Origin of the sequence: Flavobacterium sp., from assembly GCF_044368625.1 — a bacterium.
In the GTDB taxonomy this organism is placed as follows: Bacteria; Bacteroidota; Bacteroidia; order Flavobacteriales; family Flavobacteriaceae; genus Flavobacterium.
In genome coordinates, this window is record NZ_JBIPPD010000070.1 from 1 (window position 1) to 13,990 (window position 13,990).

The window sequence follows — 13,990 nt, forward strand, 5'->3', positions numbered from 1 at the left end:
AAATATAAAACTGAAATTTGTAAATTATTAAGCTATCTTTGGGAAATAATAAAGTTATGACAAAGCAAAAATTTTTAATTTACGGTAGCATTTTGTTGATGCTCATGTTTTCATGCAACTCTGAATTTGAAGAAATATTAGAAGTTGAAGAACAGAGTAATCAATATGCAGGACGTGCTTCAAGTTCTATACCTTTTACTGTTACAAATATGCAGACCGCTTTACAAAGTGTTTTGATATATTATATGCAACAAAACAAACCAGATGTCGTAGCACAATTCTCTAATTATGAAGTAAATACTACACATTACTACTATAAATTTACTCCTACAGATTCCACACAGTACAAATTGTTGATGAATGACACTTTAATTGATGTATCGATACAACCTTTTGAAGCTGAACATATTGAACCAACCAGAGATTATAGTGATACTGAAATTCCTGCATTCTATGCTATTGTAAAAGCAGACCATCAAATTCCCGCAAATGTTCCAGTAACAGTTCTAGAAAATCTTCATTTTACCAATGAAGATGCTTTAGACGACAGCAATAAAACAGAAATTGAATTTTTATTAAATCTGACTTTTGAATCACGGCGGTTGCAAAATTACTTGTATGAAGATGAGCGTGAAGATGAATATTACGATTTCAATGCAGAAGATAAAATTAGTATAAAACTTCCAAAAAAGTGGCGTCCTTCAGGAAGAGTTCGTGTCGAAGAAGACCGATTAACAACTTTAAATTACAACACTCGCGTTTATGTACCTATTAGAGGCGCTCGCGTTAACATGCTCAAATGGGGTTTTCTTCAAGTAGAACATGGTTTTACCAATGAAAACGGAAATTTTTCTGGCGGGACTACTTGGACAAATCATATCACATACAATTTAAAATTTAAACACAGTTTTTGTGTTGTTAGAGAAGGAAACTTTTTTGACACAGCTAATCATAAGTCGGATTCGCATCATAGACGAGCTTGGAATCATGATTTTAACACTGGCGGTAGAAGTCATTTTTATGCTCTAGTTTATAATGCTTCTTATGATTACTACTTTAGAGTGGTAAGTTTGTATAATTTACATTTTCCTTGGGGTACAACTATTTCAGCTAAATATCATGGTTCTGACTCAAGTAATAGTCCATATTGGATTCCGTTTAACTCAACAATACGAGTTGCTAGATTAAATGATGATGGAAGTTACAGAAATAGCGACGGAATATATGCCTCAACAGTACATGAGTTAACACACGAAAGCCATCGACGGATGGATGCTGGAATATTTGCTTTTATTCATACTGGCGATTCCAAAGAACGCCGTTTAATGAGAGAAAGTTGGGCAGAAGGTGTAGAAACTATTGTAACTAATCAAAGATACTTATTTCTATTCCCTGGTTACACAGCATCAAATGGTGACGGAGGTTTTGGTACAAATTTGTGGAATGGTAGTAAACAAAGAGTGGCAGTGGCTGCAATGACTGTATATACTCCATTGGTTATTGATTTGAATGACAATTTGAACCAAAACTTACTACCAGGAACGGGTGGTTTACTTCCTACTGATCGTGTTTCAGGTTATACAATACGTCAGATGCAATCAGCACTTAAAAATTCGAGAACGTTAACTGAATGGAGAGATAAACTAGTTAATAACAACGTAAATCCTACAGAAGGTAATATTGATGATGTGTTTGACTACGCAATAACCGTGAAGAATAACTAATAAATGTTTAAATTATGAGATTACTAATGTTTTTTCTAGTTATAATAATGTGTTCAGGTTGTACAGATACTGGTGATACTGTTATTAGAAATATTCGTTTTAAAAACAGCGCAAGTCAGTCTGTTCAAATACTATGTTACAATCAAAATGTTTTGGCTGCTTCCGAAAATATAAGCCCCAACGCATTTGGAAGAGACTATAACACAAGTGCAACTTTTCTAGGTTTTACTGTTTTTGATTCTATTGTTATGAAGTTCCCCTTAAATAAAGGTTATATATGTTCATTGTCAGATAACACGATTTGTTTTCCAGATAAAGGTGGACCATTGTCTCTAGATGCGAATGACTTTATTAAAGAAGGTAGCAATTATTATTACGATATTACCGAAGAAGATTATCAAAATGCATTTGATTTGTAGGATATATTATTTTGACTGTGTTGATTTTGATTACTACTAAAATGGTTAATTTAAAAGAGGCAACACAGTTTCAATGAAACTATAAAAATTCGCACTGATTTTAAAAAATTAAACATGAAAACAGTTACAATTGTACTTTTATTATTAATGTGTTTTACGCTAAACGCTCAAAACTATACTTTTAGTAATTTAACGGGAAGTTATTCTAATTTAACAGGGACATCTTCAATAAGCAACGGCGAAATTTGGGACGATCCTGAATATTCGTTACAACTACCATTTAATATTAACGTAAACGGCACAAATGGTAATCTTTTTACCATCTATGACGGAACAATGCTTTTGGCAAATAATACATCTGCTCAAGGATTTTTTATTTTTTTTGCTGATTTAGAAGACCGCGGTAGTAATGGTTCTACATCGCTTTCGCCAATAAGCTATAAAATTGACGGTACCGTAGGTAGTAGAATTGCAAAAATAGAATTCAAAAATTGTGGTGCATACAGTGACTTTAGCAAAACTATGTTTGTTAATTTTCAAGTATGGCTCTACGAGAGCTCAAATATCATTGAATACCGCTACGGGCCAAGTTCTATAACAAACCCAAACCTTTTTTATGATGAACAAACTGGGCCAGTTGTGGGTTTTACAGGCGTTGACGAGGAGAATGAATTTACAGATTCTTACTTATTAACTGGTGCTGCAAATAGCCCAACACTATCCACTACGAACAACTTTTCTTTTTTAAACGGAACACCAAGTGCAAATAGAATTTTTCGATTTACACCCACAAATTTAAGTACAACAGAAGTTAGTAAATCACAAGTTTCGCTTTATCCAAATCCATTTAAAGATGTGATTTCAGTTCAAGGTATAGATCAAACTTTCGGTTATGAGATTTATGATTTGCAAGGAAAACTCATTCAAAACAATAATTTACATTCTTGCTCAATTCCTATAAATACTGCATCTTTCGCTTCGGGAATCTATTTTATGAAAATTAATATTGACGATACGACTGTAATCAAAAAAATTATTAAAATGTAATATTGTTGATTGATTTCTTTTAGGATGAAAAAGTAGATATAAGGTTTATCAACACAAGGAATTAATATCAGAAAACAACCTTTACCTCCTAAACTCCACCACTTCTTCCTCCACTTTTAAAAACACGTTTTGACCTTCGTCAAGAGGAAAAGGATTTTCAAAAAACAACACTTTCTTATCGTAAACGCCTTTTATTAAAAATGTATTCCCTTTATAATACGACTGTTTTACGGTAACTTCTAGATTGCTTTTATCAGTCAAAAATAATTCATGCGAATAGACCAAAATAGTTTCAGAGGCAAAAATATCTGAGGTAATCAACCGCAACGGAATTTCGTTGACTTCGCCAAAAAGCGATGCGGTATATTTACTTTCTGGTTTCAAATAAATCTTAGGCGAAGCATTATGCGCTAAAATTTTACCTTCTTTCATCACAATCGTTTCGTCTGAAAAGGAAAGCGCATCAATACTGTCGTGCGTGGCAATAATGCAGGTAATTCCTTTATTTTTTAAATACGAAAATAAATTTCTACGCAAAGCACCTTTTCTAAAACTGTCGATGTTACTAAAAGGTTCGTCGAGCAACAAAACTTCAGGCTCTACCGCTAAAACACTCGCCAAAGCTACTCGCTGTTGTTGACCACCACTCAAATATTTGGCTTTTGTATCGGCAAATTCGGTCATTTCTACCATTTCAAGTAGTTCCTGAACCCGTTGCTTTTTTTGTTCGGGATAAATATTGGAGAGAAATTTTCCAACATTTTCGGCAACCGTGGTGTATGGCATCAAATCAAAATCTTGTGCCAAATATTTCATACTTTCAACTCCGGGAACCAAATTATATTTAGGACCCAACACTGGAATGGAATCCAAAAAAATTGTTCCTGAGTCTAAATTATAAAGTCCGTATATTAATTTAAGTAGCGTGCTTTTCCCGCAACCACTTTCTCCAATGATGGCAACATTCGATCCTTTTTGAATAGTAAAACTAAGGTCGGAAATGACGGTTTTGGAATCGTATGCAAAGGAAATATTTTGAACTTGGAGCATTGTAAACTTTTTTTTTGAAGTGCAAAAATACTACATTTAAGGCAGGTCAGCATTGTTAAAAAAGCGGTTTTTTTTGTTTAAGGGAATCGGATTTCGTGGCGGAGGTGGTGATGCACTTTCTCCGCGTGAAGGATGGAAATGAAGCTCTCCCGATTTTTTCATCGGGAAGCGGGAATGGACAGCCTGACGCCTTTCGTTCGGGTTGGGCATCGTCCTGAAAGGCGATGTCAACCCGAACGAAAGGGGGCACGCCCAAAAAAACAAGGACGAAATCCTTTGCAGAATTCCGCCCTCAACCAATTAACCAATAAAAAAAACTATGAACCTAAAATGTATTTTTGATACGTTGTAGTATGTACTTTTGCTTTTAAGTCGTGCAGCAAATTGTAAAGCCCAAAAAATGTTCGGTTGATGTACAAAAAGTGTTTGGACCCTCGATTACCGTTCATTTTTCGCAGTTGTGTGTCTTTCGAAAATTCTTCTCCCATACTGGCAATTTGACTGAAGAATTCCTCATCAGAAAAGTCGAAGGAATCGCCGTGAAATGGTTGCGTAAACAAACTCAACAATTGGTGGAATAATCCGGTAAAATACTTTACTTCTTCGGGAGTGTCGTCCGTTCGGAGAATTTCCAGCTCGTATAATTTAGTACGAAACAACTCTGGATTATCGATCACAGCCGGAACGGCCAATTCAAAATAAGGAATGTAAAAATCCTCTGGAATGTGCTTGATGCAGCCAAAATCGATGGCGATTAAGTTTCCGCTATTGTCAATCAGGAAATTTCCTGGATGCGGATCGGCATGGACTTGTTTGAGTCCGTGGATTTGAAACATGTAAAAATCCCATAAGGCTTGCCCCAATTGATTTCCTAACGCTGGATCCGTGTTTTTAGGTGCAAATTCCGATAAATGTTGGCCTTCCATCCAATCCATCGTAAGGATTTTTTCGGAAGACCATTCGGGATAATAAACCGGGAATTTGAGGTTTGGAATCTTGCTACAAGCTTGAGCAATGCTCATCCCTTGACGCAATTCGAGCGCATAATCGGTTTCTTCTAGTAACTTATTTTCAACTTCCTTAAAATATTTTTCAGAATCTTTGCCTTGTAAATTGAACATTTTGATGGCAAAAGGTTTTACAATTGACAAATCCGAGCTAATGCTTTCCGCCACACCTGGATATTGTATTTTAACCGCCAATTGTTTACCTTCTTTTGTTGCTCGATGCACTTGTCCGATACTTGCGGCATTTACCGATTCGGCAGTAAAAGTGTCAAAAAGCACTTCTGGTTCGTAGCCCAAATAGCGTTTGAATGTTTTTCGAACCAAGGGTGCCGATAGTGGTGGCACTGAAAATTGTGCCAACGAAAATTTCTCCACATAGGCTTTGGGCATGATATTCTTGTCCATACTTAACATTTGAGCGACTTTCAAAGCGCTGCCCTTCAAATTTTTAAGTCCATCGTAAATATCCTCGGCATTATTTTCGTTGAGTTTATCGCGGTTTAAAGATGGGTTCACGATTTTTTCGCCGTAATACGAAATATAATTTCCGCCGATTTTGAAACCGGTTTTTACCAACTGACCTGCTCGTTCAATTTTAGTGGTGGGTATTTTATCTAATGTTTTCATAGTTTTTTTTTGGCAAAAAATTACATTTTACGTTCGCTCCAGAGAAATTTTCCCAGGTCGATGATGTTTTCCAAGGGCTGTGAATCCAACAAATCCACAACGGTGTTTACCGATTTTTCGATGACGATGTCGGTTCTTTCAAATCCCTTAGAATTATCTTCCATCCAAAATTTCAAAATCAGTAAAAACTGAATCCAAGCGCCTTCACTGTAAACTGGTTTTGTTATTTTAGACAAGGTTTTAATTCTGCTTTCTTCTACTGCAATATTGTTTTTTACAAATTCTTTGAACGTTGTGCGAATTTGCTTCAACTGCATTAAATTTCGCATTCCTTCTTTGTTATCTTTTAAAACGTACATCACATAACTGCGATTTAGCGTCAAAATTTCGAATAGCGTAAAATACAGCGTCAATAATTTATTTTTTGGAGAAAAATTAGCAAATGAGGCATCGTTGTGCAACGTTGAAATGGCGTTTTCTAAAAACTTATTCCAAATTTCTTGCTTCAAACCTTCAAAGGAACCGAAGAAAGTGTAAAAATCACTTTCTTCAATATTGTTTTTCTTACAAAACGCATAAACTGTTTTGGGTTCGTGTTCTTCGAGCAAAATTTGATCCATATAAAGGCTGATGATGTGATTGTCATCAATCATTTTGGGTTCAATAATCGGTTCAGGTGGGGTAACTTTGGTAGTTTTCTTTGCAGTTGCCATTCGATAAAAGATTAAATTAATTGGTACTGTAAATTTACTTTCAAATATTTCTGAAAATTAAAAACATATGTTAAAAGTCTTTCAAAAAATATGAAGCATAAAAAAACCGTTTCTTTCGAAACGGTTCAATTATTGGGCGAACAAAATTATTTTTTCGCTTCATTCTCAGCGTCTTGAATCATTTTTTGATTTGCAGTAATAGCAAATTCCACACGACGGTTTTTACTTCGCCCGTCTGGAGTTTCATTGGAAGCAATTGGATCTGCAATTCCCATACCTTGAACGGTAAAACGACCTCCATTAATTCCTTTTCCAGTTAAATACGTTCTAACCGAAGCAGCTCTTTCTTGAGACAATTTCAAATTAAAATCGGCTGGACCTGTACTGTCGGTATATCCGTAAATTACAATATCTGTATCTGGATACTGATTGAAAACAGCTACTAATTTATCTAAATTTGTTTTTGCAGTTGCAGTCAAACTCGATTTATTGGTATCAAAACGCACTGCATTTTCATTCAAGGTCAATTTGATTCCTTCACCAACTCGCTCTACATCGGCCCCAGGAATTGCACTATCAATTTCACGGGCTTGCTTATCCATTTTGTTACCAATAACGCCACCGGCTACTCCACCTACTACTCCACCAAGCACAGCACCAAGAGCGCCATTGCCACCTTTTCCTAAATTATTTCCTAAAACGCCTCCAAGAACGGCACCGGCAACAGCTCCAATTCCTGCACCTTTTTGTGTATTATTTGAATTTTTAACTGCATCACAGCTTGTAAAGGTTGTTCCAATTAACATTAAAACTGCAAGTGCAACAACTGATATTTTATTTTTCATAATCTTTAAATTTTTAATTGTTTAACTTTTCAAATTGGTACACCACATCTGTCATTTTTCCACCTACATTGATTTTATCCACCAGTTGGAAAGAAGTTTCTGTTTGATTGGCAACACCTAAAATGTAACCGTCTCTTACTTTTTTTGCCTTTTCACCGGCGTTTAAAACTTTCAACACAAATTGTCCGTCTTTATTTACAAACCAAGAAATGGGTGAACTAAAAGACATGCAATCGGATTTAGTCAAAGCCATTTCGCCTTTATTGTTATTTGAAATAAGCTTCCAATTACTTCCTTCGAAACATTTGGAATCAGCAAGGTTAAAGGACTGTACCTTAATGTATTCTGATCCTGGATAAGTAACCGAACTGATTACCCAATCCCCTTTCATCATACGCTCTGTTTTATTGTCGACTGCCGTATTGGTCACCGACTTGGATTTGCATGCCGCAAAAAAAACGGTAAGCACGCTTAATAGAAATAATTTTCTCATAGTTTCAACATTTAATTTTACGACAAAGATACGTGATTTCATTTTTAAATGTTAAAACACAAAATATATTTTGATTTTCTTAACACCTAGGACAATTTGTCACTTTTTTTCTTTTGGTACTTTATTTGAAAAGTAGTTTATAAGTTTAATCATCTTTTAAATTTAAATAAACAAAATTATGGCAACAGGAAAAATTAATGTTTCAGTAGAAAACATCTTTCCCTTAATAAAAAAATTTTTATACAGCGATCACGAAATTTTTCTACGTGAATTGATTTCGAATGGTACTGACGCCACTTTGAAATTAAAGCATTTGATCAGTATTGGTGAGGCCAAAGTAGAATATGGCAATCCAATTATTGAGGTAAAAATTGATAAAGAAGGAAAAAAACTTCACATTATTGACCAAGGTTTAGGTATGACTGCCGATGAAGTGGAGAAATACATCAACCAAATTGCATTTTCTGGTGCGGAAGAGTTTTTAGAAAAATACAAAGATTCGGCTAAAGATTCTGGAATTATTGGACACTTCGGACTCGGATTTTACTCCGCTTTTATGGTGGCTGAAAAAGTGGAAATCATTACCAAATCATACAAAGAAGAAACAGCAGCACACTGGATTTGCGACGGAAGTCCCGATTTTACTTTAGAATTTTCAGACAAAACGACGCGTGGAACAGAGATTATTTTGCACATTGCAGAAGATTCTTTAGAATTTTTAGAAGAAAACCGAATTTCCACACTGCTCAATAAATACAATAAATTTATGCCGGTTCCGATTAAATTTGGAACTAAAACAGAAACTTTGCCAAAGCCTGCAGATGCGGCTGAAGATTTTGTTGCCGAGGAAGTTGAAGTAGACCACATTATCAATAATCCAAATCCGGCTTGGACTAAAGCACCGACTGAATTAAAAGACGAGGATTATAAAGAATTTTACCGAGAATTGTATCCGATGCAATTTGAAGATCCGTTGTTTCACATCCATTTGAATGTAGATTACCCATTTAACTTAACGGGGATTTTGTATTTTCCAAAGATGGCTGCGGATTTGCAAATTCAAAAAGACAAAATTCAGTTGTATCAAAATCAAGTATACGTGACTGATAATGTAGAAGGAATTGTCCCTGAATTTTTGACGATGCTCAAAGGGGTAATTGACTCTCCGGATATTCCATTGAATGTTTCGCGTTCGTATTTGCAAGCGGATGGTGCTGTGAAAAAAATATCCAATTACATCACTCGAAAAGTTGCAGATAAATTGAAATCGTTGTTCACAGAAAATCGTGAAGATTTCGAGAAAAAATGGAACGATATTAAGATCGTTTTGGAATATGGAATGCTTTCTGAGCCAAAATTTTATGAAAAAGCAGGTGCCTTTGCCTTGTATCCAACTATTAACGGTACCTTTTTTACTTTAGAAGAATTAAAAGAAAAAGTGAAAGAATCACAAACGGATAAAGACGGTAAATTGGTGATCTTGTATGCAAGTAACAAAGAAGCCCAACATTCGTATATAGAAACGGCAAATGAAAAAGGGTATGAAGTATTGCTTTTGGACTCACCGATTATTTCGCACTTGATTCAAAAATTAGAAGCGGATAACGAAAAACTGACTTTTGTACGTGTTGACGCTGATCACATCGACAATTTGATTAAAAAAGACGAAAATACAATTTCAAAACTATCTGAAACCGAACAAGAAAGTTTAAAAACCGTATTGGAAACTTTGGTTCCTCAACCCACTTACAATGTACAATTGCAAGCGATGGACAGCCAATCGGCACCCTTTATCATCACGCAACCGGAGTTTATGCGTCGTATGAAAGAAATGAGTCAGTCAGGTGGTGGCGGTATGTTTGGTATGGGAAATATGCCCGAAATGTACAACTTGGTAGTCAATACCAACTCCGACTTGGCGAATACTATTTTAAACGCAAGCGACAAGACCCATCAAGAACATTTAGTAAAACAAGCGTTGGATTTAGCAAAACTATCTCAAAATTTACTAAAAGGAGAAGATTTAACCGCATTTGTCAAAAGAAGTTTTGAATTAGTCAAATAATTAAGAATTTATAAATACCTTTAAAAATCCCTATTTGTAGGGATTTTTTTTATGCCTTTTATTCCGATTTTTGGCAATTAACATTCAAAACCTTACTTATATGACCGATTTAACGTATACCGCAAATGGAACTTATGACCGTAATGGAATAGCTACCATAAATATTTGTATTCCTGCACCTCCAACTAACAATTCATATCGAACAGAACTGCACAACTTATCTAAAATTACCTCCTCAGGCAGTATTAATGTAATTTTTTGTCATTTTACCAACGGGCAAACAGTTCCACTACAGCATAATAGTTTTGATTACCGAATGGGTTTCGATGTAAACAACTCGCTACGCCATCCAGGAGCTGTTGATTTTGATGAAACCTTAGAAGAAGCGTTATTTATATTTTTTCACGATGAAATTTTTTCACAAAGAGATCGCACCTATTTTTTTAACCATATTGAAGAACTATACCCGTTAATTAAACAACAGGGCAATCAAAATCAAGATGTTTTACTTAAATTAGCAGCAAAATCAACAACTGTACAACCTAGAAAAGTAGGTTTGAGTTTGGTCATAAAACGATAAAAGAGAAAAATGAAATGCACTCTCAAAAGTTATTATTTGTACTGGATATCTGTTTTTCTTTTGACAGGAATAGCAAATGCTCAAAAAGTTGATACAAAAAAACTAGATCATTTATTAGAAAATGGACAACATTTTGCTGCTTTAAAAGAAATTAATGCCGTAGATACATTGTCTGCCAATAAGCATGTACTAGCTTTACTTCATACTTATAAAGCACAATGTTACAGTGCCGACAATAAAAAAGACAAAGCCTTTGAGAGCTATTTACAAGCCAAAAGAGCCTATCTTGAAATTGATAGTTTGGATCAGGCAATGGAAATTAATCTAGATATCGCATACGCTTTAAGTACTAAAAAAAACAACCGAAAAAAAGCAGAAACCTATGCTAGCGAATACCTCAATTATGCGCGTGAAAAAAAAGACAATTTAAAGATTGCCAAAGCTTATTCCGGTTGGGCTACATTAATTATGGAAGAAGCGCCAAAGGAAAGTTTAAGTTTATTTAAAAAATCAATTTACTACAGTGAGAAATCAAAAAGTGACAAACAATTGCAAAATTTGTATTCGAATCTAGCAGTATTGTATAATGAGATGCTTCAAAAACCTGATTCTGCAATTTATTACATTCACAAATCACTGGTTTATGGACGTAAACTTAATGACAATTCCAAAATTTGCATCAGTTTGGTAAATAAAGCCAGTTGTTACTATTACAAAGCTGATTACAACCAAGCTTTAAAATTATTAGACGAGGCACTCGCTATTCCGCTGACGGTTAACAGTAAGAACACTAAAAGCTTTATCTATGAATTTAAAGCAATGAATTACAAAGAATTAGGTGATTTTAAAAAAGCTTTTGAAAATTTAGAAAAGTACAATGAAGAACAACAAGAATTAAATTTTGCACAGCAAGAAATTAATATTTCGGAGTTTAATATAAAATACGAAACCAAAGAAAAGGAAATTGAAAATTTGAACTTGAAAGCAAAAATTCAACGCAGCCAAATTATAACATATACTACTTTGGGATTATTAGCGGTGGCACTTTTAATGTCCGTTTTAATTTATAAAAATATCAGTAAAAAGAAAAAAATTGCCGAACAATCCCAACTCATTCAAAAACAACAATTAGAAAAAACACTGAAAGATCGCGAACTTCAAGACATCGATTTGATCTTGAAAAGTCAGGAAGTGGAACGGCAACAAATAGCCAATGAATTGCACGATAATTTAGGAAGCTTGCTTGCGACTTTAAAATTAAATTTTCAAAATTTAAGTCGGTCTCAGAAGGTAGAGGATCAAACATTGTTTGACAAAACAGATGCTTTGCTCGAAGAAACTTACCAAAAAGTACGTAATATTTCTCACCTCAAGAATATGGGTGTAGTGGGTAACGATGGATTGTTGCCAGCCGTAAAAAAAATGGCTGAAAAAATGACCGTAATCAATCGATTGAAAATCAATGTAATTCCATTTGGATTAACGCAACGTTTGTCCAATACTACAGAGGTTACTTTATTTAGAATTATACAAGAATTGTGTACCAACATCATCAAACATTCGAAAGCTGATGAAGTAAATATTTACTTAACACAGCACAATCAAGAATTAATGAACATTATTATTGAAGACAACGGAGTAGGTTTTGACTATAAAACAGTAGGAAATAAGGATGGTATTGGACTCAAATCCATTGAGAAAAAAGTAGAACAAATGGGTGGAAGTTTTACAGTAGATTCTGTTATTTCAAAAGGAACAACCATCATAATCGAGTTAGCCATATGATACGAATAATTATTGCCGAAGATCATCAAGCATTGATTGATGGGATCAAATTGGTCTTAGAATTTGAAGCCGACATTCAAGTTATTGGAGAAGCCAACGATGGAGAAGCTTTAGTAGAACTTGTTCGGTTAAAGCAACCTGATGTGGTAATCACGGATATTCGGATGCCAAAATGCGATGGGATTTCTGCAACCAAAATTATAAAATCCGAATTTCCCCACATTCAAGTTGTCGGTTTCAGTATGTTTGATCAAGCACAAGCGATGGAACAAATGAAACTTGCTGGAGCTTCCGGTTACATCATGAAAAACTCCTCACTGTTTAAAGTTGTAGAAGCAATCCGAACGGTGGCGCAAAAAAAATTATTTTTCGACACCAATATCATTAGTGACCGAAACACCAGCAGTCACGAAGAAATCCTGTTAAGTAAACGCGAAATTGAGATTGTAAGACTTATTGGCGAAGGCAAAACCTCATCTGAAATTAGTGAAATCCTGTTTATTGAAAAAAGTACTGTAGACACGCATCGAAAAAACATCTTAAAAAAACTGAATATCCACGGAAAAACTGATTTAATGCGATTTGCCGTTGAACGAAAATACGATTTCAACTAACGTATTTTCTGCATAAAATTGCAGTTTGTTTACAAAAAAAACACATTTACGAAATTATAAATATTACATTTGTCGCCCTTTTTAACTTTTAAAAAATGACAAAAAACAACATACTCAAAGGTGTTTTTCTGGTTGGACTTGGTGCAACGAGTTACGGAATGCTTGCCACTTTTGTGAAAATTGCTTACAATGAAGGTTATACCACTGCCGAAGTCACTACTTCGCAATTTATTTATGGCTTAATCGGATTACTGATTATCAATTTAGTTCAGCGAAAAAACAGCAAAACTGTAGTAATCAAACCTTCTCGAAAAAACATAATTCAACTGATTATTGCTGGAACTTCAACAGGCCTAACCAGTCTTTTTTATTACATCGCCGTGAAATATATACCAGTTTCTATTGGCATTGTACTATTGATGCAAACCGTTTGGATGGGGGTTTTGCTCGAATGGTTTTTGGACAAAAAAGCGCCCTCGTTGCAAAAATCGATTGCCGTTTTAGTAGTTTTAATCGGCACGGCATTGGCCATAAACGTGTTTAAAATTAACTACAACGACCCTTCAATCGACTGGATGTCGGGATTATTTTGGGGACTATTGGCCGCTGCTTCTTTTACAACTACGATGTTTACAGCTAATAAAATTGCTACACACGTTTCCGCAGCTCAACGAAGTTTGCTCATGCTTATTGGCGGTGCCGTAATTGTTTTTTCGTTTGCATTAGTTACACAAATCACCCCTTTTAATCTTGACATTTTTACAAAATGGGGCATTGTATTGGCCCTATTTGGCACCATTATTCCTCCTATGCTGTTAAACGCTGGTTTTCCGCATACGGGAATTGGATTAGGCAGTATTGTCGCATCGCTGGAACTTCCCGTATCAGTGTTGATGGCTTATTTTTTACTGCATGAACAAGTGGTTTTTGTGCAATGGATCGGGATTATTGTAATTATTTTAGCGATTGTAATTATGAATCTAAATTTCAAGAAAATGACGAACGTGAACTAATTTTTCTT

Annotated in this window: 13 protein-coding genes; 8 read left to right on the forward strand and 5 right to left on the reverse strand. The window is 34.9% G+C overall.

Annotated features, from left to right (window positions below):
- Nucleotides 1-56 precede the first annotated feature (56 nt).
- The 3 genes from ACIQ2X_RS07215 to ACIQ2X_RS07225 all read left to right on the forward strand — a co-directional run bounded on the left by ACIQ2X_RS07215 (nt 57) and on the right by ACIQ2X_RS07225 (nt 3,190).
- Entirely contained in the window at nt 57-1,724 is a 1,668-nt protein-coding gene (locus tag ACIQ2X_RS07215) for a hypothetical protein (RefSeq protein ID WP_396178255.1), read from the forward strand.
- Between the two features lie 14 nt (nt 1,725-1,738).
- The gene (locus ACIQ2X_RS07220; RefSeq protein WP_396178256.1) at nt 1,739-2,143 is read left to right on the forward strand and encodes a hypothetical protein; all 405 of its coding nucleotides are present in this window, start codon (nt 1,739-1,741) and stop codon (nt 2,141-2,143) included.
- Between the two features lie 114 nt (nt 2,144-2,257).
- Nucleotides 2,258-3,190: a T9SS type A sorting domain-containing protein gene (locus ACIQ2X_RS07225; protein WP_396178257.1), complete on the forward strand. Its 933-nt coding sequence runs from the start codon at nt 2,258-2,260 to the stop codon at nt 3,188-3,190.
- Nucleotides 3,191-3,271: 81 nt separating this feature from the next.
- Here ACIQ2X_RS07225 and ACIQ2X_RS07230 read toward each other — a convergent pair whose 3' ends face one another.
- The 5 genes from ACIQ2X_RS07230 to ACIQ2X_RS07250 all read right to left on the reverse strand — a co-directional run bounded on the left by ACIQ2X_RS07230 (nt 3,272) and on the right by ACIQ2X_RS07250 (nt 7,925).
- A complete protein-coding gene (locus ACIQ2X_RS07230; RefSeq protein ID WP_396178258.1) occupies nt 3,272-4,240 on the reverse strand; it encodes an ABC transporter ATP-binding protein in 969 nt (322 codons plus the stop codon).
- 317 nt (nt 4,241-4,557) lie between these two features.
- A complete protein-coding gene (locus ACIQ2X_RS07235) occupies nt 4,558-5,874 on the reverse strand; it encodes an ABC1 kinase family protein (protein WP_396178259.1) in 1,317 nt (438 codons plus the stop codon).
- Nucleotides 5,875-5,894: 20 nt separating this feature from the next.
- Nucleotides 5,895-6,587 (reverse strand): TetR family transcriptional regulator C-terminal domain-containing protein, encoded by a 693-nt coding sequence (locus ACIQ2X_RS07240; RefSeq protein WP_396178260.1) that lies wholly within the window; start codon nt 6,585-6,587, stop codon nt 5,895-5,897.
- A gap of 146 nt (nt 6,588-6,733) precedes the next feature.
- The gene (locus ACIQ2X_RS07245) at nt 6,734-7,432 is read right to left on the reverse strand and encodes an OmpA family protein (RefSeq protein WP_396178261.1); all 699 of its coding nucleotides are present in this window, start codon (nt 7,430-7,432) and stop codon (nt 6,734-6,736) included.
- A gap of 13 nt (nt 7,433-7,445) precedes the next feature.
- Complete coding sequence (locus ACIQ2X_RS07250) at nt 7,446-7,925, reverse strand: hypothetical protein (protein ID WP_396178262.1); 480 nt, start codon at nt 7,923-7,925, stop codon at nt 7,446-7,448.
- A 178-nt stretch (nt 7,926-8,103) separates the two neighbouring features.
- Between ACIQ2X_RS07250 and htpG the strand changes: the two genes are divergently transcribed.
- The 5 genes from htpG to ACIQ2X_RS07275 all read left to right on the forward strand — a co-directional run bounded on the left by htpG (nt 8,104) and on the right by ACIQ2X_RS07275 (nt 13,982).
- Complete coding sequence (gene htpG, locus ACIQ2X_RS07255; protein WP_396178263.1) at nt 8,104-9,990, forward strand: molecular chaperone HtpG; 1,887 nt, start codon at nt 8,104-8,106, stop codon at nt 9,988-9,990.
- 100 nt (nt 9,991-10,090) lie between these two features.
- The gene (locus ACIQ2X_RS07260; protein ID WP_396178264.1) at nt 10,091-10,570 is read left to right on the forward strand and encodes a hypothetical protein; all 480 of its coding nucleotides are present in this window, start codon (nt 10,091-10,093) and stop codon (nt 10,568-10,570) included.
- Nucleotides 10,571-10,579: 9 nt separating this feature from the next.
- On the forward strand, nt 10,580-12,355 hold the full coding sequence (locus tag ACIQ2X_RS07265; RefSeq protein WP_396178265.1) for an ATP-binding protein: 1,776 nt from the start codon (nt 10,580-10,582) through the stop codon (nt 12,353-12,355).
- Entirely contained in the window at nt 12,352-12,969 is a 618-nt protein-coding gene (locus ACIQ2X_RS07270; RefSeq protein ID WP_396178266.1) for a response regulator, read from the forward strand. The genes ACIQ2X_RS07265 and ACIQ2X_RS07270 overlap by 4 nt, the downstream gene beginning before the upstream one ends.
- Nucleotides 12,970-13,064: 95 nt before the next feature.
- Complete coding sequence (locus tag ACIQ2X_RS07275) at nt 13,065-13,982, forward strand: EamA family transporter (protein WP_396178267.1); 918 nt, start codon at nt 13,065-13,067, stop codon at nt 13,980-13,982.
- Nucleotides 13,983-13,990: the final 8 nt, after the last annotated feature.